At 68.6% G+C, this 23,617-nt stretch carries 18 protein-coding genes and 3 pseudogenes; 11 read left to right on the top strand and 10 right to left on the bottom strand.

The window, feature by feature from the left end; all coding sequences use genetic code 11:
* Positions 1-962 precede the first annotated feature (962 nt).
* A complete protein-coding gene (locus ACGFSA_RS25385; protein WP_393307872.1) occupies positions 963-2,048 on the bottom strand; it encodes a PP2C family protein-serine/threonine phosphatase in 1,086 nt (361 codons plus the stop codon).
* Between the two features lie 899 nt (positions 2,049-2,947).
* Between ACGFSA_RS25385 and ACGFSA_RS25380 the strand changes: the two genes are divergently transcribed.
* The 3 genes and pseudogenes from ACGFSA_RS25380 to ACGFSA_RS25370 all read left to right on the top strand — a co-directional run bounded on the left by ACGFSA_RS25380 (position 2,948) and on the right by ACGFSA_RS25370 (position 5,109).
* On the top strand, positions 2,948-3,754 hold the full coding sequence (locus ACGFSA_RS25380; protein WP_393307884.1) for an SDR family oxidoreductase: 807 nt from the start codon (positions 2,948-2,950) through the stop codon (positions 3,752-3,754).
* Positions 3,693-3,971, top strand: a pseudogene (locus ACGFSA_RS25375) (ABC transporter permease); the annotation flags it as partial. The gene ACGFSA_RS25380 and the pseudogene ACGFSA_RS25375, both read left to right, overlap by 62 nt.
* 109 nt (positions 3,972-4,080) lie before the next feature.
* Positions 4,081-5,109, top strand: coding sequence for a helix-turn-helix domain-containing protein (locus tag ACGFSA_RS25370; RefSeq protein ID WP_393307870.1), 1,029 nt, complete (start codon positions 4,081-4,083; stop codon positions 5,107-5,109).
* A gap of 128 nt (positions 5,110-5,237) precedes the next feature.
* Here the strand turns inward: ACGFSA_RS25370 and ACGFSA_RS25365 are convergent, their stop codons facing one another.
* A complete protein-coding gene (locus ACGFSA_RS25365; RefSeq protein ID WP_393307868.1) occupies positions 5,238-5,435 on the bottom strand; it encodes a hypothetical protein in 198 nt (65 codons plus the stop codon).
* 140 nt (positions 5,436-5,575) lie between these two features.
* On the opposite strand from ACGFSA_RS25365, the gene ACGFSA_RS25360 reads away from it, so the two are divergent.
* The gene (locus tag ACGFSA_RS25360; protein ID WP_393307866.1) at positions 5,576-5,917 is read left to right on the top strand and encodes a hypothetical protein; all 342 of its coding nucleotides are present in this window, start codon (positions 5,576-5,578) and stop codon (positions 5,915-5,917) included.
* A gap of 11 nt (positions 5,918-5,928) precedes the next feature.
* Positions 5,929-8,814 carry a S8 family serine peptidase gene (locus ACGFSA_RS25355; protein ID WP_393307864.1) on the top strand — a complete coding sequence of 962 codons (2,886 nt, stop codon included), beginning with the start codon at positions 5,929-5,931 and terminating at the stop codon, positions 8,812-8,814.
* Positions 8,815-8,921: 107 nt separating this feature from the next.
* Here the strand turns inward: ACGFSA_RS25355 and ACGFSA_RS25350 are convergent, their stop codons facing one another.
* The 4 genes from ACGFSA_RS25350 to ACGFSA_RS25335 form a co-directional block, all read right to left on the bottom strand.
* Entirely contained in the window at positions 8,922-10,253 is a 1,332-nt protein-coding gene (locus ACGFSA_RS25350) for an RNA polymerase sigma factor (RefSeq protein WP_393307862.1), read from the bottom strand.
* The gene (locus ACGFSA_RS25345; RefSeq protein ID WP_393307860.1) at positions 10,226-10,645 is read right to left on the bottom strand and encodes a YciI family protein; all 420 of its coding nucleotides are present in this window, start codon (positions 10,643-10,645) and stop codon (positions 10,226-10,228) included. The genes ACGFSA_RS25350 and ACGFSA_RS25345 overlap by 28 nt, the downstream gene beginning before the upstream one ends.
* A 242-nt stretch (positions 10,646-10,887) precedes the next feature.
* Entirely contained in the window at positions 10,888-11,484 is a 597-nt protein-coding gene (locus tag ACGFSA_RS25340; protein WP_393307858.1) for a helix-turn-helix domain-containing protein, read from the bottom strand.
* A gap of 219 nt (positions 11,485-11,703) precedes the next feature.
* Complete coding sequence (locus ACGFSA_RS25335) at positions 11,704-14,043, bottom strand: hypothetical protein (protein WP_393307856.1); 2,340 nt, start codon at positions 14,041-14,043, stop codon at positions 11,704-11,706.
* Positions 14,044-14,530: 487 nt separating this feature from the next.
* Here ACGFSA_RS25335 and istA point away from each other — a divergent pair.
* A pseudogene (istA, locus tag ACGFSA_RS25330) lies at positions 14,531-15,547 on the top strand (IS21 family transposase); the annotation flags it as partial.
* Between the two features lie 88 nt (positions 15,548-15,635).
* Positions 15,636-15,857, top strand: coding sequence for a hypothetical protein (locus ACGFSA_RS25325; RefSeq protein WP_393307854.1), 222 nt, complete (start codon positions 15,636-15,638; stop codon positions 15,855-15,857).
* Between the two features lie 61 nt (positions 15,858-15,918).
* On the opposite strand, the gene ACGFSA_RS25320 is transcribed toward ACGFSA_RS25325, so the two are convergent.
* The 4 genes and pseudogenes from ACGFSA_RS25320 to ACGFSA_RS25305 all read right to left on the bottom strand — a co-directional run bounded on the left by ACGFSA_RS25320 (position 15,919) and on the right by ACGFSA_RS25305 (position 18,565).
* Complete coding sequence (locus ACGFSA_RS25320) at positions 15,919-16,764, bottom strand: polysaccharide deacetylase family protein (RefSeq protein ID WP_393307852.1); 846 nt, start codon at positions 16,762-16,764, stop codon at positions 15,919-15,921.
* Positions 16,765-16,969: 205 nt separating this feature from the next.
* A complete protein-coding gene (locus ACGFSA_RS25315; protein WP_393307850.1) occupies positions 16,970-17,170 on the bottom strand; it encodes a hypothetical protein in 201 nt (66 codons plus the stop codon).
* Between the two features lie 70 nt (positions 17,171-17,240).
* A pseudogene (locus ACGFSA_RS25310) lies at positions 17,241-17,432 on the bottom strand (nucleoside-triphosphatase); the annotation flags it as partial.
* A gap of 35 nt (positions 17,433-17,467) precedes the next feature.
* On the bottom strand, positions 17,468-18,565 hold the full coding sequence (locus ACGFSA_RS25305) for a hypothetical protein (RefSeq protein WP_393307848.1): 1,098 nt from the start codon (positions 18,563-18,565) through the stop codon (positions 17,468-17,470).
* A gap of 388 nt (positions 18,566-18,953) precedes the next feature.
* Here ACGFSA_RS25305 and kdpF point away from each other — a divergent pair, with 388 nt between their 5' ends.
* The 4 genes from kdpF to kdpC are packed head-to-tail and all read left to right on the top strand — an operon-like array spanning position 18,954 to position 23,550.
* Positions 18,954-19,043, top strand: a complete 90-nt coding sequence (gene kdpF / locus ACGFSA_RS25300) for a K(+)-transporting ATPase subunit F (RefSeq protein ID WP_393307846.1) — start codon at positions 18,954-18,956, stop codon at positions 19,041-19,043.
* Between the two features lie 12 nt (positions 19,044-19,055).
* Positions 19,056-20,720: a potassium-transporting ATPase subunit KdpA gene (kdpA, locus tag ACGFSA_RS25295; protein ID WP_393307844.1), complete on the top strand. Its 1,665-nt coding sequence runs from the start codon at positions 19,056-19,058 to the stop codon at positions 20,718-20,720.
* The gene (gene kdpB, locus ACGFSA_RS25290) at positions 20,720-22,849 is read left to right on the top strand and encodes a potassium-transporting ATPase subunit KdpB (protein ID WP_393307842.1); all 2,130 of its coding nucleotides are present in this window, start codon (positions 20,720-20,722) and stop codon (positions 22,847-22,849) included. The genes kdpA and kdpB overlap by 1 nt, the downstream gene beginning before the upstream one ends.
* A 32-nt stretch (positions 22,850-22,881) precedes the next feature.
* Positions 22,882-23,550 carry a potassium-transporting ATPase subunit KdpC gene (gene kdpC / locus ACGFSA_RS25285; RefSeq protein ID WP_393307840.1) on the top strand — a complete coding sequence of 223 codons (669 nt, stop codon included), beginning with the start codon at positions 22,882-22,884 and terminating at the stop codon, positions 23,548-23,550.
* Positions 23,551-23,617 lie beyond the last annotated feature (67 nt).

Genomic DNA, 23,617 nt, shown 5'->3' with positions numbered 1-23,617 from the left:
GCATCCACCAGCTCTGCCCTCGTCCCCTCCAACACCCCCGCATCCTACGACCCAACAACCCACGAAAAACGAAGAGTTATTGATCGGCAGGTCCCTGATGTCCCGGTGAAGACAACGAGAGCGACTGTTGCTCCAGCTGCTGTCGCCAACGCGTGACCGCCGAACGGCAGGCTTTCCGGGAAGAGTTACGGCTTGAGGCGGTCGGGTGCTTCGGCCGGGGTGATACGAACACGGTGATCGCCAAGGACCTGTGAGCCAGCGTCCGGTCGGTGCACCGGTTGCGTTCGTCGAGGGCCGGGCTCACTGGTTGGTCCCCTTGAGGGTCATGCTGTTGCGACGGTGCTCCGCGGCGGTTTCGCGGGGGCGGGCGGCGTTTGCCTGAAGACGACGGGGCGAGTTTGTGCGGAAGCAGCCTTCCAGCGGGTGAAGAGTGCAGCTTTCACGGAGATGCGAGAATCGGCAGCGCGCCCAGGACGACGACTTCGGAGGAAGGCGTGAGTAACCAGGGGCCGGTGGTGTCCGTGGAGATACCGGGCGAGGTGCGCGAGACGCTGGGGGGAACTCGGCGGCGCGGCCGAGGACGCGGTTGCGGAGCTGACTGGGAGGCTGCAGGAAGACCCACGCCTCGGGAACTACGACACGTTCACGACGCTCTACTGGACAACAGTCGTAGCCGGCGACGGGACCAAGCTGCATAGTGGTCATGGACTGGGTCGTTCTGGTACCCGCCGCTCACCCTGAGTATGGCCCAGGGCGAGCGGTGGTGCGGTGTTGCCCAGGCGTAACTGTCCTCATCGCCGTAGCTCCTGGCGGACAACTGCCCTGGCCGCCCGCGATACGAAAGACCCTGGAGACTCCGGCCCCCGCGTCGGCCACCGGGCATGCCGACACAACGAAAGCGTCACGGCCAGCAACGAGTTGACGACAATCAGCATCCCGCCACGGCAACCGGAACAGCGAGGCTAGTCGGGCAGGTGGTAGACGGCGAGGGCCGCGGTGTCGTCGTGGAGGCGGTTGTTGCTGTAGATGAGGAGGTCGTGATGGAGACGATCGAGGAGTTCCCGGGGCTGGAGGGGGCCCCAGGAGAGGACACGTTGGCGGAGGGGGTAGAAGGCCCCGGTGGGGTCGCGTGCTTCGGTGACGCCATCGGTGTAGAACAGCAACTGGTCGCCGGGGCGGAAAGGGTATTCGTCGACGCGGTAGGCCTCCGTGAGGAGCATGCCGAGGTTGAGGGGCGGTGCGGGGTCGGCCGTCTCCAGCTCAGTGACTCCGTCGGGGCGGATGAGGAGGGGCGGGGGGTGGCCGCAGTTGACGATGCGGACCACATGGTGGCGGGGGATCTCTGCGAAGACAGCAGTGACGAAGCGCTCGCCGATGTCAGTTCCGGCCAGACGGGCGGCCCTGCGGTTCATGCTGGCCTCCATCCGGCGGGCAACGGCGACGAGGTCGGGTTCGTCGTGGGCGGCCTCGCGAAAGGCGCCGAGGAGGGTGGCGGCAGTCTCCACGGCAGGGAGTCCCTTGCCGCGGACGTCGCCGATGACAAGGCGGAGTCCGTACGTGGTGGGCACGGCCTCGTACAAGTCACCGCCGATGCGTGCTTCCGCGGCGGCGGATAGGTAGAGGTCTTCCACCAGAATGGGGCCGATGCGGTGAGGGACCGGGCTGAGCAGGACACGCTGCGCGATCTCGGCCACGAAACGCACGGTGGCGAGGGTGCGTTCCCGGCGAATGCGGTGGGCAGCCAGGATTGTTCCAAGGACGCCGACCAGAGCGGTGCACAGGTAGGCAGCCACGTAGTGGCGCTCCCACACGTATGCCACCGGGCGGCCCGCGCAGCACGGGGTGCCGGCCAGGACCGCTTCGAAGGCGATCGCGAACACGGTGATGGCAGCGACGGCAGCGGGGCCGTGGGCGAAGGCGGCGATCACGGGGAGGGCCATGAGCAGGAAGCTCACCGGCCACTGCACGGGCGTAATGGGTTCGACCACCAGGATGCCCGCGACGTAGAAGGCGGGCAGCCAGCGCATCCAGGCGGGCGCGGCCGGCACCTGCGGGCCCCCACCGCCAGGCCGCGCTGCCGAGCCGCTCGCTGCCCCGGGGCGGCCCGGCCACCTCACTGCTCACTCCGCCGCGGAGTGAGCGGCGCGAGCACGGACGCTGCCCGGCCGCAGGACGGAGTTACGGTGTGGCCTGCACGCGGACGGCGCTCCTGGCGGCTCCACTCACACAGGCTGTTCACGTGGGACTCCTGGCACATGAGGTGGTCAAGACGTCCATTTTGCTGCGTCGCGGCGCTTCGGGCTGGCCATTGCTCCAGCCCATGGCATGTCAGGACCTTTGTGCGGGGTCGGCCCGCCGGGAGGTGGCGGTGGTGCTTCCGCAGGTGTGAGTGGTGGGCGCCACCGGTTCCCGAAGGACAGAGTCTCTTCGCCCGGGGTGGCGGGGCGGTGCTCCGGCACGCAGGGCAAGGTCGGCGACTGCCGGATCGGGGGTGGCAGCCGTCGGCCGAGTCCGCTCAGTGCACAACTGTCGGGGTGCGGTCCGACGCGAGCCCGGCCCTGGTGCGGGACGGCGACCGGCTGAGTGTGTTCACCCGAGGCGCGGACCAGGTCACCGGCCACCCACCGGGGGCGCGGAGGGGCGGACCTGGTCGTCTGCCGCAGCGGGAACCGGTTCTCGGTAAACGCGATGTCTGCGGTCAGTTCCCGTTCCGAACACGGACCCTCGTCAGCTGAAGCTGCTGGCGCGCGCGAGGAGGAACCCCCATGGTGTCCACGGCATGGTGCAACCCACACTCACCTCGTGGCACCGCGAGTGGGTCGACAGTCTGCCCCCGATGATCACGCCGGAGGGCCAGGAGTTCCTCAAGGAAGCGCTTCAACACCAGGGGCACCACCCGATAGCCCAGCCCTGCTGGACAGCCCTTCTCGGCATAGTGTTTCGGGTCATGACCATGCTGATCATTGGCGCCAGTGGTTTCCTCGGTGGGGAACTGGTACGGCAGGCGACAGCTTCCGGGCACGCCGTTTCCGGGACCTTCGCGAGGAACCCCGGTCGCTACTCCGGGAGCAAGTGGCTGCCACTTGACCTCCGCAATCGCGACGAGATCGTCTCGGTGCTCGACGAAGTGCATCCACGTGTCGTGATCAACGCGGCTTCTCGGAAGACCGATTGGGCGACAACTGCGGAGGGCGCCATCCGGGTCGCGATGGCCGCTGCCAGCCAGGGAGCACGGCTGGTGCACGTGTCGAGCGACGCGGTCTTCTCCGGCGCCCAGGTCTGCTACGACGAATCCGCTACGCCGGATCCGATCACTCCATATGGCGCCGCAAAAGCCGCGGCCGAGACCGCGATCCGCCTGCTGGCCCCCGCAGCCGTCATCGTCCGAACGTCGCTGATCATCGGCGATGGCGACTCCGAGCACGAGAAGTTCGTTCATGAGCTGTCTGATGGGCGCCGCAACGGAGCCCTGTTCACCGACGATGTCCGTTGCTCTGTACATGTGTCGGACCTCGCCGCAGCGATTCTGGAACTCGCATTCTCCGATCACGCCGGAATCCGTCACGTCGCAGGGCGAGACGCAGTCAGCCGTTACGAACTCGGCCTCCTGATCGCTCGCCGCGACGGTCTTGATGCCTCGACTCTGCCTGCGGGGCGACGGGCAGACACAGGCGGCGCCCCTGGACCGCTGGACGTGCGCCATCGTCGTCGTCTTCAACAACGTCGTGGCTCGGCTGCGCCGCATGCCCGGTAGCTGTGAGGAAGCCGCCATGGACCTCGGCGCCCGCACCTTCCGCGCCTTCGTCGACGTCACCTTCCCTCTGCTGCGGTCGGCGCTGCTCGCGGGCGGGCTGCTGGCCTTCGCGTTGTCCTTCGACGAGATCGTGGTGACCACCTTCACCGCGGGCCCCGGTGTCCAGACACTCCCGATCTGGATCTTCAACAACATGACCAGGCCCCAGCAGGCCCCGGGCAACGGCGACATCCTGACAGCGGGATAGGGTCCGCTGGGAGGAATCCGTTCGGTCCACCCGAGCTGCGCCAAGGCCAGGCACGGCGGCCGCCCGAAGGGGGAGCTGGATGCTGCAAGCACTGGGGTTGGGCCCGGCCGAAGAGGCCATCTACACGGCACTGCTGGCCCGCCCGACAGCCTCCGCGCAGGACCTCGCCCGGCAGACCGGAATCGAGAAGGCCGAGACCGCCCGTATCCTGCTCGACCTGGCGACACGTGGGCTTGTGGCGGTCGCCACCGAGGCCGAGAGCGGGGCACCTGACTCGGCCGACTGCGGGGCCGGCCTCCAGCCCGCCCGCTACCGGCTCACACCACCCTCGGTGGCCCTGGCTCCGCTCCTCGTCGAGCAGCGCAACGCGCTGCACCGGGCCGAGACCGCGTTCTCGATGCTGACCGAGCAGTACCGCAGTACCGCCGCGCACGCTGCGGGCAGCGTCGTGAAGGTGGTCGTCGGCGTGGAGCAGGTCGCACACCGGTTCCACCAACTGCAGCGCGGCGCCCAGCGGGAGTTGCTTGTCTTCCTTGTCGGCGCGCCCATCGCGGTGCAGCGCGAGGATGCCGACATGTCGGAGAGTGCCGCGCTGGACCGCGGAGTCGACTTCCGGGTTGTGGCTGCCAAGAACTATCTCGACGGCCACGACGTAGCGCGGGACGTGCGGGCGGCCGTCACGGCGGGCCTCGAGCTTCGCCTGGTCGACTCGCTGCTGCTGAAGATGGTCGTGTCGGACCGGGAGCGTGCCATGGTGCCACTGGACATGGCGGACTCCGGCGACGAGCCGAGCGCAATCGTGGTGCACCGCAGCGGCCTGCTGACGGCATTGGTCCATCTCTTCGAGAAGGAATGGGCCCAGGCCCGGCCGCTGTACGCCACCACCACGGGTGTGCGCGCGGAGCCTGCAGCCGATCAGCAGCCGACCGAGGGGGAACTGGAGGTCCTCGCCCTGCTGCTGGCAGGGATCTCCGACCGGTGGGTGGCCTCGCAGCTCGGCCTCTCCATACGCACCGTGGAGCGGCGGACACGCCGCCTGATGGACCTCGCCGGAGCGGATTCGCGCCTGCAACTCGGGTGGCATGCCGCGCGTGCGGGCTGGCTTTGACATCCTCCTCCTCGGCCTGAGGGCCGAGGAGTCTCCGTCTGTGGGTGGTCACCTTGCGAGGGTGACCGCCAACTCCTGGCGGGTTCCTGCTTCACCGCCGGCGGGCCCGTGATCCGGGCTGGAGGCATCTACCGGAGCGGTGGCGCGCGCGCCCACGCCGACAGGTACCTGACCGAGTCTCTATCGGTTCTCGGCGGCTTGGGGATCAGGAACGACATCGCGATGGCGGCGGCCATGATGACGAGACCGGCGATCATGTCGGCGATGTATCCGGCGGAGGTCGTCCGGTCGGCGGGCGCGGCCGCGGTCTCGACCGTGTACAGCACCGCGAAGCTGAGACCGGCGCCGAGCCGTCCTGGCGGTCACTGCGGTCGCGCCTTCCGGGGCGGCGGATACGCCGCCTGACGGTGCCTCGGGGAAGAGGCCCATCATCGGCAGCGGGGCCACGGCAGCGGGCGGCAAGCAGGTGTCGGTCACGCTCGTCAACGGCGACAAGGTGCTGGTGACAACGGACGCGTCGGGCCGCAGCTCAGCGGCCGTGCTGCCCCGCGAGGACGGCACACAGCCAATGGTCCAAACTTCTCAGATGGGCAAGGACCTCTACGTCTATCCGGAGGACGCCTCCCAGGCGATCGCCGAGGGCAAGGTCGACGAGCAGCTGTTCAACGTCACTGGCCTCATCCGCCAGGGATACGACGACACACACCGACACGCTGCCGCTCATCGCCACCTACCAGAACAGTGTGAACGTTGCCGAAAGCGCGCCGGCGGCCCCTCGCGGGGCCGAGCGGGGCCGAGCGGGGCCTGAGCCTCCCGGCTGTGGACGGCGTCGCGCTCAAGGCCGGCAAGGACACTGCCGCCGCCTTCTGGCAGGACGTCACCAACACCCGCTCACGTTCCGCCTCCACGCTCAAGAAGCTGTGGCTGGACGGCAAGGTCGAGGCCACGCTGGACCGGTCCACCGCGCAAGTGCACGCGCCGGAGGCCTGGGCGGCCGGCTACGACGGCAAGGGCACCAAGGTCGCCGTGCTGGACACGGGCGTGGACGCCGAGCACCCGGACCTGGTGAGCCGGGTCGCCGCGTCCAAGAACTTCACGGATTCCAAGACCACCGATGACCGGGTGGGCCACGGCACCCACACCGCCTCCACGGTCGGCGGGTCCGGAGCGGCCAGTGACGGCCGCAAGAAGGGCGTCGCCCCCGGTACCTCCCTGCTCATCGGCAAGGTCCTCAACGACCAGGGCTACGGCCTGGACTCCTGGATCATCGCAGGTATGCAGTGGGCCGTCGACCAGCAGGCCGACGTCGTCTCCATGAGCCTGGGCAACCCCAGGATCGGCGACTGCACCGACCCGATGGCCCAGGCCACGAAGCAGCTCTCGCAGAACACCCACACGCTGTTCGTCGTCGCCGCCGGCAACGCCGGTTCGGGCGCCGAGACCGTCTCCTCGCCCGGCTGCGTGCCCAGCGTGCTGACCGTGGGCGCCGTCGACCGCGACGACACCACCGCGTGGTTCTCCAGCCGCGGTCCGGTGGCCGTCACCCACACCCTCAAGCCCGAGATCGCCGCCCCCGGCGTCGACATCTCGGCGGCCAGCGCGGGCGGCCGCGGCGTCTACGCCTACCGGTCGATGTCGGGCACCTCCATGGCCACCCCGCATGTCGCGGGTGCCGCGTCCGTCGTCCGCCAGGCCCACCCGGACTGGACCGCGCAGCAGATCAAGGCCGCCCTGGTCTCCTCCGCCCGCAGCGGCGGCAAGGTCGCCGGCGCCGACCAGACCGGCGGTGGGGTGCTTGACGTGTTCGGCGGGGTGAACCAGAAGGTGCTCTCCGCGCCCGCCGTCCAGGCCGGCAGCTACAACTGGCCGCAGGACAGCTCGGACCGCACCACCGTGCAGGTACCCTTCACCAACACCAGCGGCAGCGACCTGACCCTGAGCCTGAAGCTCAGCGGGGTGCACGGCAACGACGGCAGCGACGTCAACTCCGGCATCATGAAGCTGGAGCAGGGCAAGGTGGCCGTCCCCGCGGGGGCCACCGCCCAGGTGCCGCTGCGGATCGACCCCACCGCCCATCTGAAGGACGCCCAGTACGGTGCGGTCACCGGTCGGATCCTGGCCACCGGCGGCGATGTGCACGTCTCCGTGCCTGTCACGCTCTACGTCCAGCCGGAGACGGTAACCCTCCGGGTCAAGGCCATCGACCGTAACGGCAAGCCCGCGGCCGGCCCCTCCTCCCTGGACCTCGCCAGTCTCGACACCGACAAGGGCGAGCGCCGCAGCAACTCGGGTGCGACCGACCAGGCGTACAGAGTGCGCCCGGGCGACTATGCCCTCAGCAGCTTCGTGGCGACGTACGACGCGAACAACGCGCCCGAATCAGTCAGTTACCTCGCGCACCCGCAGCTTCGGATCACCCATGACACCACCGTCGTCCTCGACGCCCGCAAGGCCCACCAGCTGAGCCTGCACACCGACCGCCCCTCGAAGGTGAACAACACCACGTTCAGCTACTCCCGCACGTGGGACGACACCTGGCAGCTGACCGGATCGCTCGTGTCCGGCAGCGCCGTCCAGAAGTTCTACGCAGACGTCGACGGACGGGCCAAGAACGGCACTTTCGAGTTCCGGCCCACCTGGCGCGCGACCGGCTCCGAAGACGGCTCGCCCTACGTCTACAACCTGTCGTTCCCGACCCAGGGTCCGCTGCAGTCCGACCAGGTCTACCAGCCCAAGGACTCCAAGTTGGCCCAGGTCACCGAAACGTGGAACGCCATGGGCAAGGAGGCCGACTACATCGACGCGATGTTCATCCGCCCCACCGGTAGCAGCGGCAACTACGTTCCCGTGAGCCCGTTCGGCTCCGTCCACGTGCCCGGTACCCGCACCGCCTACTACACGACCGGCGACGACGCCTGGTACCACGGCGCGATGACCAGCTTCCCGTTTGCCGCGTTCATGAACGACCAAGAGCGCACCTACCGGACCGGACAGCGGAGCGCCGAGGAGTGGTACGGCGGCCCCCTGCGGCCGGCTGCGCCGCGCGACGCCGACCGCAAGCTGATGCTGACCGCCGAGCGGCAGGGCGACCTGATCGGCTTCCAGAACGCGCTCTGGCTCGACGGCTCCGGCGACCACTGGTCCTACGGCGGATCGTTCGGCGACCTCGGTAACCTGGTGCTGAAGCGCAACGGTGAGCAGATCGCCACCAGCGCCTATCCGTACGAGGTGTTCAAGGTTCCGGCTGAGGACTCCGCGTACGAGCTCACCCAGAACCTGTCCAAGGTCCCGACCTCGGACCGGAACTGGCTGCGCTCCACAGATGTCACCACCACCTGGAGCTTCCGCTCCCACCTGGAGCCGGACGTCTACTCCCGCGGCCTGCCGATCCTCTTCCCGGCGTATGACCTGCCGGTGGACGGCACGAACACGCTGCCCGCGCAGAGCGGCATCAAGGTCGGCCTGTCGGCCGAGGGCCACGCCGGGTACACCCCGGGCACGATCACAGCGGCCTCGCTGTCCTACTCCTACGACGGCGGCACCACCTGGACCCGGGCGCCGACCGAGCAGCAGGACGGCAAGTGGACGGCCGTCCTCGACCACACCGGCGCCGCCGGCAAGCAGGTCACGACGAAGGCCACCTTCACCGACGCCAACGGCAACGCGGTCACCCAGACCATCACCCGCGCCTACGACGTTCGGTAACCACACAGTGCGGCAGGGCCGGCCGCCCGCAACGGGCGGCCGGCCCTGCCGGTACGCCGACCGACTCGGCCGGTCCGCCTCCCCGGACAGCGGGAGGCGGACGGGTATCACGCCAGCGCAGCCGCCTTGCGCAGCAGCACCGACCGCTCGCGGACGTTGCGGCACAGCCGGGCGGCGAGCTCCAGCTCGACCTGCGCCTCGGCGGTCCGGCCGAGCCGGACGAGCAGCTCGCCGCGCACGCTCGGCAGCAGGTACGACCCCGACAGGCGGCCCGAGGCGACCAGCTCGTCCACCATGGACAGCGCCTGCTGTGGTCCATTCGCCATCGCGACGGCGACGGCCCGGTTGAGTTCGACGACGGGTGACGGAGCCACGCGGCCGAGCGCCTCATAGAGGAGCACGACACGCTCCCAGTCGGTCTCCGGCACCGAGGACGCCGACGCGTGGCAGGCGGCGATCGCTGCCTGCAGCCCGTACGGTCCGAGGCCGCGCCCGACAGCCGAGGCCCGGCCGATCGCGGCCAGACCACGACGGATCGCCGACCGGTCCCACAGACGCCTGTCCTGATCCTCCAAGAGCACCGCCTCGCCATCGGGCCCAGTGCGTGCGGGAAAGCGCGCGGCCGTGAGCTCGAACAGAGCGAGCAGCCCGTACACCTCCGGCTCATCGGGCAGCAATGCGGCCAGCATCCGGGCCAGCCGGATTGCCTCGTACGCGAGATCGGGGCGCAGCAGGCGGTCACCGGTCGTCGCTGTCGAGCCCTCCGTGAAGATCACGTACAGCACGCTCAGGACACCGCCGAGCCGCTCGCGCCGCTCCTCGGACGGCGGCAGCTCGAACGGCACTCCCGCCGCGGCGATCGTCTTCTTCGCCCGCGTGATCCGTGCCTGGACCGTCGGCACGGGCACGAGAAACGCCCGGGCGATCTCCTCGCTCGACAGGCCGCCGACCGCGCGCAGCGTCAGGGCCACACGGGCCTCGGGCGAGAGCACCGGATGGCAGGCCACGAACATCAGCGCGAGGACGTCGTCGTCGACCCGGTCGGGGTCCCACGGCAAGTCGTCCGACCGGTCCCGCGGGGCCACCGCGCCCGAGCTCGCCTCCCCCTCGGCGAGCCGACCGGCGAGTACGGCGTATCGCTCGTCGAGTGCCGACCGGCGGCGGAAGCTGTCGATGGCGCGCCGCCGCGCGGTCGCCAGCAGCCAGCTCACCGGGTTCGCCGGCTCACCGTCGCGCGACCAGGTGACGAGCGCCTCCGCCACCGCCTCCTGCGCGACGTCCTCGGCCAGCTCGAAGTCCCCGGTGTAGCGGGCCAGTGCACCGACGATCCGTGCGGACTCGATCCGCCAGACGGCCTCGACGGCCCGCCGCGCCGACTCGGTGCTCGGCGGGCCGCTGGTGGCCGCGGGCGTCAGAGCTGGCCGGTTCGCTCGCGCCACGCCCGCTCCTTGATGATCCACTCGTTGTCCTGCGGGAATTCGTCGATGCTCGGCACGCGGCGGATCTCGCACTTCGTGCCGGCAACTGCCGGGAGTCGCTTGGCCCACTCGACCGCCTCCTCCTTCGAAGCCACGTCGATCACGTAGAAGCCGCCGAACAGTTCCTTCGTCTCGCCGTACGGACCGTCGGTGACCACCGGCGCCTCGCCGCTGAAGTCGACCACCACGCCCTGGGCCGGGTCGTCCAGGCCCTCGGCGGCGACGAGCACGCCGGCCCGGATCATCTCCTCATTGAAGCGACCCACTGTCTCGAGCATCTCCTCAAAGGGCGTCTCCATCATCTTTGCGACGGATTCGTCCGTGCCTCGCATGATCAGCATGTACTTCGCCATCTTTGGTCTCCTTGATATCGGGGCCGCCTTTCGACCCTCTCACTCCAAGGTCGAACGGGGCAGCCGCGGATCGACACGGCAGACGGACGCGGGCCATTTTTTTGCACCCGACGAGGGTCTGGTCCGTCGGTTGGAGCAGAAGAGCGTCGAGCTGTCGTCGCACCTGGAGGAGCGGGAAGCTGAGGTGGAGGCCGCGCGGGCTGCCAACCGTGAGCTGACACGCGCTCTGAACCAACGTGTTGCTACATCCAGTGCCGCCGGGCGGCCTGCCATGCCAGTTGCATCCGTGTAGTGGCACCCGCGAGGTCCATCATCGCCTGGATGCGCCGCTGCACAGTGCGCCGGCTGAGCCCCATCTGGCTGGCTATGGCTTTGTCTGCGACACCGGCGACGAGGAGTGACAGCAGCTGGCGGTCCCTCGCCGACAGCTCGTGCCCGTTGGGAGAGCCGTCTGTGCCGCTGACCATTCCGGACCCGCTCACGTGCAGCGGTACCGCGCCCTCCCAGTAGCGCTCGAACAGGGCGACCAGTGCTTCCAGCAGACTGCTGCCGCGGACCAGCGCCGCGGTGGGTTCCTTGGAACTGCCGCTCGGGCCGCCGGGGACCAGGGGGCAGATGGCGATGGGGGCGACGTCCGGAGGGGTGGCCGCGAAACTGTGGGGTGTCCGGTCCGTCGCGCTCGCCAGCCCTTTTGTTTTGAGCGCTGCCAGTACCCTCTCGGTTTTCGCTGCCGTCAGACCGGATTGTTCCGCGATTTCGTCCGCTGACGCGGTGGGCAGGGTGACGAGAAGCCGGTATACGGCTTCCTCGGCCGGGGTGAGGCCCACGGGTTCCAGCATCGCGTTCCCTTTCGCCCCTGCCGAATGTGCGGAAAGCGACGGAAGGGCCTGTGGGAAAGCGCCCGACAACAGGGACGCACCGAAGGGGACCGCCTATGGGAGTCCGCACTATACGCCTTGGACATGTCGGGACCGGAAGCAGGAAGGGGCGGGGCACAGAGCATCTGACGTGCTCTGTGCCCCGCCGCCCTTACGGTTCCCTGGGAACTGCTGGCCCTTCTACTTGCTGAGCATGTACGCGCGTTCCACGGTCTGCCGGATCTTGTTCCCGGAGCCGTCGGTCGCTGTGACCCGCAGGGTCACGAATGTGTCGCCGTGTGTTCGGACCGGTCGCCCCACAGCGGCGGTGAAGCGGTTCTGGCCATGGCCCTTGGCCCGGACCTCCTCCGTCCAGGTCCTGCCGTCGTCGTACGAAACCGAGACCTGGACGGAGACACCGCGCGGTGCGGGTAGTCCGGCCTGGTTCCGGACTGCCAGGCCGATCGTGTGGCCGTGCCGCGCGGTCACGGTGTTGTGCTCGTCGACAGGCACGTCGTAGTCGAGTTGGAGCAGCGGGAGCGCTGCCTTCTCGGCGGTGGTGTCCGAGCGGAAGGACCAGGAGGTCTGCGTCCGGGTGCCGAACTTCCATTCGGAGGAGACGCGGGAGGCCGACAGGTCGAGCCGGTAGTCGGCTTTCCCGGGCGCCACTTCGAAGTCGGTCCAGGCATTCGCGGCGTCGGCGATCTTCCTGCCGTCTCGGAACAGGTCGGCGGAGACGGTGTCACCCTCGGCCCCTTCGTCGGGGTCGCCGAAACCACCGGTGAGGGCCCGCGACCAGTGGTCTGCGCCGGAGTCGGAGAACTCGGGGATCCGGAGCGAGAGAACGTTGCCGGAGCGTACGGACGGTGTCGTGGTGCCGCGCGGGATGGCCGGCCGCACTACGGCCCCGAACCAGTTCTCGGCGGGCTGCTTGCCGGGGCGGTAGGTCCGGATGCAGTCGCGCACTCCGACGGTCAAGGGTGTGTCGACGAAGAAGACGAGCCCGTCGTTCACCACGTGCACCCATTGTGTGTCGCCGGCGCTGACGTACTCGGTGCGCTGCGTTCCGGTAGGCACCCACCGGCTGTACTGGTTCCAGAAGAAGTTCTGGTAAGGGCGGCTGCCGAAGCGTTGTTCACTCGCCCAGGGGACGCCGCCGCCCTCGGAGTACGTGGTCTTGACGACGGCACTGTTGTGTTCTGAGACGGTGTGCACGACGCGCTCGGGGATGCCGTCCGAGGAGACCTGCATCACGTCGTACAGGTACGGGCTCTTGGCGGTGCCGGAGAACTCCACCGTGGTCCTGTGGCGCTTGGCGCGTTCCAGCAGTGCGCCACCTTCGGCCGCGCTCACTCCCATGGTGGGCAGCGCGAGGCGGTCGCCGTCAGGGGTCCATCGGCTCCAGGGGTAGCTGTCCGACGGGTAGACGAGCATGAGTCCGGCGGCGCCTGCCTTGGCCGTTGCCCTGGCAAGGTCCGTCATGTCGGTACCGTCAGTCCTGACGACCGCGAGTCTGCCGCGGACGCGGCGCAGGTCGGGCGCGGAGTCGGTTCCCGCGTCGACGGCGGTCAGCCGGGCACCCCTCGTACTGAACAACGGCGAATTGTGCGTGTAGTACGGACTGACGGCGAGCCTCGCCCCACGGACCTTCGCCTCCAGCAACGGAGCGACGAGCTGCCAGCGGGAGGCGAACTCGAACCGGCCCTCGGTGACCTTCGCCGCGGGGCTGACGTAGAGGCGCTTGGCCACGTCGAAGTACATCGTGCCCTGGAGCAGGCTCTGCCCGTCCAGCTGCCGGTAGGTCTGATAGCTGATGATGCCGCGCTGTTCGGCGGGCTTGGGGGTGCGGATCTCCACCTTCGTGGTCTTGCGGGCGTCCAGCGTGACCGACATGTCCTTGGTGACCTTCACCTCGGGCAGGATGATCTCGCGCAGCTCCTGGCCGTCCGCAGCGTCGTCCAGCGAGGAGTAGCTGAGCTGGTATGTGCCTTCCTCGATCTCGGCGACGGCCGGACTTTCGCTGATGTAGCTCTCGAATCCGTCAGCACCCCAGATCGTCGGCAGGTCCGCGACGGGCTTTCCCTCGTGGTCGACGACGTTGACGGTGAGCCGGTGTTTGGGTCCGTGAACCGAGAGGCTTGCTGTGGTGTGGACGGTCGTCTTGCCGTCGGCGGTGGAGGCGTTGACGTATCCGTAGTAGTCGCCCCGTTCAAGGACTGAAGGGTCGACGTGCAGGGGTACCTCGGCCGTGGCCGCGGGGGCGATACGGACCGAGTCGGTGCCGAGCCGTACCGCGTGGTCCGCGATCTCGCGCCCGCCGGTGGTGGCGAGCCGGAGCGTGAGGCGGAGGGTGATCTCGGACTTGGAGGTGTTGGTGTACCCAATGGTGGTGTCCTCGGCCTGCCCGGCGGTGCCGCCCGACACGAAGGAGCCGAGCGCTACGGTTCCGGTCGCGGTGACCGGTGCGAAAGCCGCGGCTGCCAGGTCGATGCGGCCGCCGCCCTGCTCGGTCACCTGCTGGCCTTCGTTCAACACGGCCATTACGCGTTGTTCGAAAGAATCCGGTAGAGCCGGAAGGGCTGTCACTGCTTCCTGGTGTCGCTGTTGCGACATGTCGCAACAGCGACAACACCGCATCGGGGACTCATGCGCGTGAGTGGGTTCGGGAGCAGCAGCCCGGCACCGCCGAGCAGCCACGGGGTGGCCTCCGCTCGGGGCTTTTCCCATGAAGTCGTCTGCCTTGTCCCGGTCGATGAAGCGACAAGACCCGGTCGTCAGATCCACTGCGGCCGGCAGGTTCCCGCCGAGTTGCCTGTCATCGTGTGACAGGCCTGCTGAGAGCGGACAGCGCAAGAGCCTTGTAGGCGGACAAGTCGGGTCCTGATCTGCGGACAGTTGATCTCCCTTTCCGTGGCCCCATTCGTGTCGATTCCGAACAGGTGATCCCTCCGGGGGTTGGCTCGGTGCTGCCTGGCAGCGAACCAACTCATCCTCCGGAGGGATCGTGAAGAAGTCTGACAGGGAGATCATGGAAATCTTCGAGGCTCTCGACGCCACCGAGTGTGCGCATTCGGCGGCTGCGCTGGCGGGGGTCGATCCGAAGACCGTGCGCCGGTACGCACGAATGAGGGACGCGGGTCGTCCCACCGGCGGACCGGTGAGCCGGCCGAAGGTGATCGACCCGTTCATGCCGAAGATCGAGGAGTGGGTCGAACGCTCGCAGGGCACGGTGCGGGCCGACAAGCTCCACGAACGCCTCCAGCTACTGGGCTTCGCCGGAGACGAGCGAACGACCCGGCGAGCGGTGGCGAAGGCGAAAGAACGCTGGCGGGCCGGCCACCGTCGTACTTACCGTCCGTGGATCACCGAGCCCGGTCTCTGGTTGCAGTTCGACTGGGGATGGGGCCCGAAAGTGCCTGGTCCGGGCGGTGGAGCCGAGCGCGGGACGCTGTTGTTCTGCGCGTGGCTGGCGTGGTCGCGGTTCCGGGTGGTGATCCCGGTCTGGGACCGGACCCTGCCGACCGTGATCTCGTGCCTGGACTCCACGTTGCGGGCGATCGGCGGGGCGCCGACCTATGTGCTCACCGACAACGAGAAGACGATGACCATCGACCGGGTCGCCGGGATCGCGGTCCGTCATCCTCAAGTCGTTGCCGCGGGGCGCCATTACGGCCTGCAAGTACACACATGTGTCCCGTTCGATCCCGAGTCGAAGGGCGGCTCGGAGGCCACCGTGCGCATCGCGAAGGAAGATCTGATCCCCACGTCCGTGAATCTGCGGGAGAAGTACGGCAGTTTCGCCGAACTCCGCGGGGCCTGCGCGATCTTCTGCCAGCAGGTCAACACCCGCGTCCACCGCGAGACGGGCAGGACCCCGGCCTCCGCCCTGGACGTCGAACGCTCCCGTCTGCACCCGCTGCCCGCGGCCCCTCACGCCCTCGCGCTCGGGGAGTCCCGGCAGGTGCTGCGGGACCAGACTGTCCGCTTCGGCTCGGTCCGCTACTCGACCCCGCCGGGCCTGGTCGGCCAGGAAGCCAGGGCCCGAACCGCCACGGCCCTGCGCACCGAATAGGAGGTCAGGTTCAGAGCTCGTGCCTCCGACCCCCGCCGCAAGGAGCGATGGGGGGCGGCTTTTGCCGCGGCGACGGCCAGCCGCGCCGAACGCCGACCGCTGGCGTCACTTCCCCGTCACGCTCACCGCCGCCGACGTGGCCGGGCTGCCGCACCTGACCGCACTGGCCCTGCGCCGGCTGGAGATCACCGACGACTACGACGTGACGGAGCAGCTGGATGCCGTCATCGTGGGGCTGGTGCGGAAAAGTGCCGGGTGGCCGACCCGGACCGCAGGTCAGTGATCCAGTGCACCTTCGGTGCACGATACGGTGTCGACGACCTCGGGATTGACCTGTCTGTGCGTCAGATGTAGTCCTCCAGGCGCGCCACCGTGAAGCCCTGTTCCTGGATGTGGCGCAGCATGTTCGCCGTCATCTCGGTCATCGAGTGCCCCTTGAGCTCTCCGGGGCCACGGAAGTGGGCCAGGATGATGTCGCCGGGGTGGAGTTTCTTGTCGGCACGCTGGTACTGCATGTTGGTGATCTGCATGGACTCGCGCCAGAGCACGATCGCCTCGACTCCGCACTGTCCCGCGGCGCTTCGGGTGTTCTCGTTCCAGTTGCCGTAGGGCGGTCGCAGCAGACGCGGAACGGTTCCGTACTCCTTGCCGAGCCTGGTCTGCTGGCCGCAGATCTCCTCGCGCTGCGCGGCCGCGCTCTCGGTGCGCAGGTTGGGGTGGGTCAGAGTGTGGTTCTGAATCGTGTTCCCGAGCTGCTGCAGCGGCTTGAAGTAGTCGTAGTCGGCGCTGATGATGGAGTCGGTCAGGAACATCGTGAAGGGGACCTTCAGTTCGTGCATCATTTTCACGAACCTGGGGTCTTTCTCGGCGCCGTCGTCGAAGGTGATGAAGACGATTTTGTCTTTGGTGGGTATGTCACTGATGACCGGCACCGGTTCGCCCGCCCGGCGTTCTACCGGCTTGACCTTCGGCGGGGCGGGCGGCGCGGCGAGAGGCTTGAGGCCCCAGGTGCGGAAAGCCGCGGCGTCGTGCGCGGTGCCTGTGACGGGCGCTGTGTCCTCCGCCCGGGGGGACGCCGCCGGCGCGCGAACGGAGCTCGAAGCGGCAGGCTCTGCCGCCTGGACGCCCGCCGAACAGCCCGATATGAGCAGGATGCCGGTGAGCGCCAGTCCCGCGATTTTCTTGTCCACCTGAGAACCTCAAGTCCCGAACATTTCTTCTATGGCCTACTGCTTGACGGAAGACGCGGCCGCGGGGTTCCCGCAGGTCGGTGTGATGTGAAGGGGGCAGCGGGTCGGCGGACGAAGATCGGGACGCTTTCCGGGACGTGAGTCCCGCTGATGGACCTTCAGCGGCTCGAAGTACCAGCGGTGGACCGGCAGGCGATCAAGTCGTCTACGGGCCCGGGAGTTCGGGCAGTTCGGCGTCGGCCACCTCCCGCCAGGTGATGACGAGGACTCGGGTCTGCCTGGCGCGGAAGGTCTCACGACACCGCTCGATGAGGTACAGGCCGATGCCGCGCTCGCGTCGCTGCTGCGCGGGCCGGCCGCCTGGCGCCGGCCGCGACTTCGAGCACCAGCTGGCTGAGCTGGACATCCGGCTGCTGCGGCCCCAGCTCGTCGATGAGCACCAGTCGGCCTGGCGCCTCGTCGGTCGCCGCCGGCCGCCGCGACGGCAGCGCCAGTCGTTCCATGACGCCCAGGTCGACCCCGTACTTCCCCACCCGTGGCGGACCGGGCAGGTCGACATGGGCGAGTACCTGCCGTCGACCCGCCAGGGTCTCCAGGGCGAATCCGACGCGGGCGCCGGACTGCCTGATCTCCTCCGTGGTGAAGCCGGTGGCTGCGCGGGTGGGCAGCAGCGCGGCCAGTCGGCGCAGGGCGGTCGTCGGCGTCAGGACGCGGTGCCCGCGTCGGTGTACCGCAGCAGGGCGCCCACGCCCTCGTACAGCCTCAGCGCGCTCTCCGGTACGACGACCAGCTCGGCACCGGTGCCGACGAGGGCCCGGACGAGGGCCTCGTCGGCGCGCTCCTCGCGCGGGGCCCGCACACCGAAGGACACCAGCTCCGCCTCGGTCAGGGCGAGCTGGGCGGGCCGGGAGCCGACCCAGAGCCGCAGTGAGGATTCGGGCGGCCGGTTCAGCAGCAGCGCCGCGACCTGGCCCCGCTGGAGGGCGGCGACGGTGGCGGCCAGCCCCTCCGTCATGGGCCCGTCCAGGGCACGCCGGCTGATGAAGATATCCACGAGTTCCCAGTCGTGCGCGGCCATGCGGCCGCGGAAGACGCCGTCGAGCTGCGGCTCCAGCAGGGCGCGTCCGGTGTCGGTGGGGGTGGGGCCGCCCACGCGCACGACCTTGTCCCGCAGGGTGTGCGGCAGGCGGCGGATCAGTACGTTGCACGCCCACTCGTCCCCGCCCACGACGACGGCGTCGGCATGGGCGCGCCGCGCCCGTTCGTCCAGCCGGTGGCCGAGCCGGACGGAGGCGCGGTGCCAGGTCGCGACCGCGACCCTGCGGTGCAGCCGCTCACCCGGGGTGACGGTGGACGCGGGCCAGGTGCCGGTCTCCGCCTCCAGCGTCACCCAGCCGTGGGTCTCGGCGGTCGGGAGGCCGCCGTAGTGGACGACCACGGCCATGTAGGGGATCTCCGGAACGTGCTGGGTGACCAGGGGCATCGCGTCCGGCAGGGTGCTGTAGCGCGCGGAGTCGTGCTCGGGCGGGCTCGGCAGCTCCCCGTCCAGGACGAGCGTGCCGTGGGCGGCGAAGACGGCCTGCCCGTGCACCCCCGGCACTTCCGTGTCGGCGCCGACGACCTCCTCCAGCGCGTTCAGCAGAGACCGGTCCGCGCCCTGACGGGACAGGCTCTCGCGCAGTCGCCGCCAGCGCAGCGCGATCGCCCGCTCGGGGTGGTCGACGTCTCGGGAGGTGTCCAGGTACACGGAGACGTACGGGCCCGGCTCCGCGTAGAGGGGCTCAATGAACGACAGCCTCATCGCCACTCCTCGTCGATGGTCTTCACACCTTCGATGATGCGCCCGCCGTCGCTCCCCAGCGGCCCACCTCGCCGAACGCCGCCCGGAGGTAGCTGCCACCCTGCTGTGCAGCACGCAGGAACCGGTCGATCCCCGAGCAAGGGACCCGCAACTGCTCGGACCGCTGACGCAATAGCCCGTCACCCCATCGGCCCGCATGGCAGCAGGGCAATCGACAGTGCCCGATATGGCACCATAAGTGGGCATGGCCCTATATGTGGGCGGGATGGGACGTATCGCCTCTGATGACTCTGCGGGGTGCCTAGCGCATGTCGGACGTTGCGTACATCGGCCTCACAGTCGTGGTGTTTGTCCTCATCAGTCTGGCCGCCAAGGGGGTTGAACGCTTGTGAGCGTGGAGAACATCGTCGGCCTGATCGTTGCTGTCGGCCTGGTGATCTACCTGATCGTCTGCCTGATCTTTCCCGAGAAGTTCTAGGGACGCGCCCGGATGAACGACACCCTGTCGGGCTGGCTCCAAGCGATCGCCCTGGTGGTGGCGCTGGCACTGTCGTTTCGCCCGTTGGGCGACTACATGGCCCGTGTCCTGACCACCGATCGCCACTGGAGGGCGGAACGCCTGATCTACCGGGTGGGTGGAGTGAACGGCGACGCCGACCAGGGCTGGCCGGTCTACCTGCGCAGTGTTCTGGCCTTCGCCGCCGTGTCGGTGCTGTTCCTGTACGGGTTCCTGCGTCTGCAGAACCACTTCCTGCTCTCCCTGGGCATGAAGCCGGTTGCTGCGGACTTGTCGTTCAACACCGCCGCGTCCTTCGTCACCAACACCAACTGGCAGGCTTATTCCGGCGAGTCGACGATGGGCCACCTGGTCCAGATGGCGGGCCTCGCCGTGCAGAACTTCACCTCCGCGGCCATGGGTATCGCCGTCGTCGCCGCACTGATCCGCGGCTTCACCAGGAAGAAGACCGATCGTGTGGGCAATTTCTGGGTGGACCTGACCCGGATCGTCCTGCGCCTTCTGCTGCCCATCGCATTCGTCTTCGCGATCGTTCTGGTGGCCGCCGGCGTCATCCAGAATTTCCATGGCGCCCACGACATCACCACCATCGCGGGCGGCCACCAGAGCCTGACCGGCGGTCCCGTAGCCTCCCAGGAAGCCATCAAGGAACTGGGCACCAACGGGGGCGGCTTCTACAACGCGAACTCCGCGCACCCCTTCGAGAGCCCCAACGCTTTCACCAACCTGATCGAGATCTATTTGATGCTGGTGATCTCGTTCTCGCTGCCGCGGACCTTCGGCGCGATGGTCGGCGACCACCGCCAGGGCTACGCGATCGTCGCCGTGATGGCGGTGATCTGGGTCGCCTCGGTCGCGATCGTGACCGCCAATGAGCTCCACAGCGTGAGCAGCACGGCCGGCCACGCGGCCGGCGGAATGATGGAGGGCAAGGAGACACGGTTCGGGATCTGGGCCTCGGCCCTGCTCGCGGTGTCCACCACCCTCACGTCGTGCGGGGCGGTCAACTCCTCCCACGACTCGTACACGCCGGGCGGCGGCGGAATGACGATCTTCGACATGATGCTGGGCGAGATCGCACCGGGCGGTACCGGCTCCGGCCTCTACGGGATCCTGATCCTGGCGGTCGTCGCAGTCTTCGTCGCCGGGCTGATGGTCGGCCGTACGCCCGAGTACCTGGGCAAGAAGCTCCGCGGCCGGGAGATGAAGTTTGCGTCGCTCTACATCCTGACCACACCTGCCCTCGTGCTCGTCGGTGCGGGCCTGGCCATGGCGTTCCCCGGCGAGCGGGCGGCCATGCTCAACACCGGTGCACACGGTTTCTCCGAGGTTCTGTACGCCTTTACGTCCGCGGCGAACAACAACGGCTCGGCGTTCGCCGGTCTGAGCGCGAACACCGTCTGGTACAACACCACGCTCGGCGTGGTCATGCTGCTCGGCCGGTTCCTGCCGATGGTGTTCGTCCTCGCGCTCGCCGGATCGCTCGCCGGCCAACAACCCGTACCTGTCACCGTGGGCACCCTGCCCACCCACCGTCCGCAATTCGTCGGCCTGCTCACCGGCGTGATCCTCATCGTCGTGGGGCTGACCTACTTCCCGGCCCTCGCACTGGGCCCCCTCGCAGAGGGGCTGCGCTGATGTCCACAACCGCCGCTTCCGGCCCCACCCCGCCGGGTGCCGGCCCTCGGCAGGACCGGATCTCGGGCGGGCTGCTGGATCCGCGGCAGTTGTTGATGTCCTTCCCTGACGCCTTGCGCAAGTTGGATCCGCGCTCGATGTTCCGCAACCCGGTCATGTTCGTGGTGGGGGTCGGGGCGCTTCTGACCACGCTGTCGGCGATCAGGACCCCCAGCGTCTTCGCGTGGGTGATCACCGCATGGCTGTGGCTGACGGCCGTGTTCGCCAACCTGGCCGAAGCCGTGGCCGAGGGGCGGGGCAAGGCGCAGGCGGAGACATTGCGCCGCACCAAGACCACCTTGATGGCTCGGCGCCTCACCGGCTGGCGGGCCGGCGCGACCGACGCCGCAGAGGAGGAAGTACCGGGCGTCGACCTGCGGGTGGGTGACCACGTGGTCGTCGAAGCCGGGCAGATGATCCCAGGCGACGGCGATGTGGTGGAGGGCATCGCGAGCATCGACGAATCGGCCATCACAGGCGAGTCGGCGCCGGTGATCCGCGAGTCGGGCGGCGACCGGTCGGCGGTCACGGGCGGCACGAAGGTGCTCTCGGACCGGATCGTAGTGAAGATCACCTCGAAGCCGGGGGAGACCTTCATCGACCGGATGATCGCCCTTGTCGAGGGGGCTGCCCGCCAGAAGACGCCGAACGAGATCGCGCTCAACATCCTCCTGGCATCCCTCACGATCGTCTTCCTGATCGCCGTGGTGACCCTGCAGCCCTTCGCCATCTTCGCGGGGGCAGAGCAGACCATCGTTATCCTCGTCGCCCTCGTCGTGGCGCTGATCCCGACGACCATCGGCGCGCTGCTCTCCGCGATCGGCATCGCCGGCATGGACCGGCTCGTCCAGCGCAATGTGCTGGCGATGTCCGGACGCGCCGTGGAGGCCGCCGGCGACGTCAACACCCTCCTCCTCGACAAGACCGGAACCGTCACCCTCGGCAACCGCCAGGCCGCCGAATTCCTGCCCGTGCACGGGGTGAGCGTCGACGAACTCGCGGACGCCGCCCAGCTGTCCTCCATCGCCGACGAGACACCGGAGGGCCGCTCGATCGTCGTCCTCGCCAAGCAGCAGTATGCACTGCGCGGGCGCAGCGAGGGCGAACTGGACCAGGCCGAGTTCGTCCCGTTCACCGCGCAGAGCCGCATGAGCGGAGTCGACCTCAATGATCCACAAGAGAACCGTTCACTGCGCAAAGGCGCTGCGACCGCGGTGATGCGCTGGGTCCGCGACAACGGCGGCCACCCCACCGCCGACGTCGGCCAAATCGTCGACGGCATCTCCGCGAGCGGCGGAACCCCGCTGGTGGTCGGCGTTGTCTCCCGGGGCGACGGTACGCAGACCGCTCGCGTGCTGGGCGTCATCCACCTCAAGGACGTCGTCAAGGCCGGCATGCGTGAACGCTTCGACGAACTGCGGCGCATGGGCATCAGGACCATCATGATCACCGGGGACAACCCGCTCACCGCACGCGCCATCGCTGAGGAAGCCGGTGTGGACGACTTCCTGGCGGAAGCGACGCCCGAGGACAAGATGGCCCTGATCCGGCGCGAACAGGAGGGCGGGAAACTTGTCGCCATGACCGGCGACGGCACGAACGACGCCCCGGCCCTCGCCCAGGCCGACGTGGGCGTGGCGATGAACACCGGCACGTCGGCTGCAAAGGAGGCCGGGAACATGGTCGACCTCGACTCCAACCCGACGAAGCTCATTGAGATCGTCGAGATCGGCAAGCAGCTCCTTATTACCAGAGGTGCGTTGACGACCTTCTCCATCGCCAACGACGTCGCGAAGTACTTCGCGATCATCCCCGCGATGTTCGCGAGCGTCTACCCGGGTCTCGACCGGCTCAACATCATGCGTCTGCACAGCCCCACGTCGGCGATCACATCCGCGATCGTGTTCAACGCCCTCATCATCATCACGTTGATCCCCCTGGCGCTGCGTGGCGTGCGCTACCGGCCCTCCTCCGCCTCCCAACTGCTCAGCCGTAACATCTGGATGTACGGGCTAGGCGGCCTGGTCATGCCGTTCGTCGGCATCAAACTGCTCGACCTTGTCATCCAGTTCATTCCCGGCCTGCGCTGACGAACGGCCCGACGAGAGAACAAGGCGATCTCATGGCGCCCACCGCCCTTCCCGCCGTACTCCGCCGCCATCTGGCGGCCCTACGGATGCTGCTCGTATTCACCGTGATCACGGGCCTCGCGTATCCCCTGCTCGTCACCGGCATCACTCAGGCCGGCCTCTCCCACCAGGCCAATGGCTCGCTGCTCACCACGAACGGCAGACCCGTGGCCTCCAGCCTCATCGGCCAGAACTTCGCCCTGCCGAAGAAGAACCCCGGCGACCCGAACGAGGCGCTGCGCCCGGACCCCGCATGGTTCCAGCCCCGCCCGTCCGCTGGTGGCTACGACCCCATGAGCTCCGGCGCCTCCAACCTCGGCCCGAACAGCACCGAACTGATCAGGGCCGTCCGGGACCTTCGCGCCGCCGTCGCCGCGTTCGACGGCGTCCCACCGGATTCCGTCCCCGCGGACGCCGTCACCACCAGTGGCTCCGGTCTCGACCCGGCGATCTCTCCGGCATACGCCTACGAGCAGGTCAACCGCGTCGCGAAGGCCCGCCACCTCGCCCGCGCCCGGGTAAGGAGACTGGTCACCCAGCACGTCCAGGAACGTGTGCTGGGCTTTCTGGGGGAGCAACGCGTCAACGTCGTCGAGCTCAACCACGCTCTGGCCGGGCTGGGAGACTCGGCGCTCCTGGGTCTCAAGCGCGCACGTGGCTGATGGTGTCGAGTGCCGTCTTTCGAAGCCGTCTGGTTTGAAATTGACCCAGAATCGCCTGGTGGCCAGC

Origin of the sequence: Streptomyces sp. NPDC048496, assembly GCF_043200055.1 — a bacterium.
GTDB lineage: Bacteria > Actinomycetota > Actinomycetes > Streptomycetales > Streptomycetaceae > Streptomyces.
This window is presented reverse-complemented; position numbering and strand designations above follow the sequence as displayed.

Bases quoted from the DNA above. Each gene is read 5' to 3' on its own strand.
- ACGFSA_RS25380 (WP_393307884.1), top strand. From the start codon at position 2,948: ATGACCATGCTGATCATTGGCGCCAGTGGTTTCCTCGGTGGGGAACTG.
- ACGFSA_RS25370 (WP_393307870.1), top strand. From the start codon at position 4,081: ATGCTGCAAGCACTGGGGTTGGGCCCGGCCGAAGAGGCCATCTACACG.
- ACGFSA_RS25345 (WP_393307860.1), bottom strand. From the start codon at position 10,645: ATGGCGAAGTACATGCTGATCATGCGAGGCACGGACGAATCCGTCGCA.
- ACGFSA_RS25340 (WP_393307858.1), bottom strand. From the start codon at position 11,484: ATGCTGGAACCCGTGGGCCTCACCCCGGCCGAGGAAGCCGTATACCGG.
- ACGFSA_RS25335 (WP_393307856.1), bottom strand. From the start codon at position 14,043: ATGGCCGTGTTGAACGAAGGCCAGCAGGTGACCGAGCAGGGCGGCGGC.
- ACGFSA_RS25315 (WP_393307850.1), bottom strand. From the start codon at position 17,170: ATGTCCAGCTCAGCCAGCTGGTGCTCGAAGTCGCGGCCGGCGCCAGGC.
- ACGFSA_RS25305 (WP_393307848.1), bottom strand. From the start codon at position 18,565: ATGAGGCTGTCGTTCATTGAGCCCCTCTACGCGGAGCCGGGCCCGTAC.
- kdpA (WP_393307844.1), top strand. From the start codon at position 19,056: ATGAACGACACCCTGTCGGGCTGGCTCCAAGCGATCGCCCTGGTGGTG.
- kdpB (WP_393307842.1), top strand. From the start codon at position 20,720: ATGTCCACAACCGCCGCTTCCGGCCCCACCCCGCCGGGTGCCGGCCCT.
- kdpC (WP_393307840.1), top strand. From the start codon at position 22,882: ATGGCGCCCACCGCCCTTCCCGCCGTACTCCGCCGCCATCTGGCGGCC.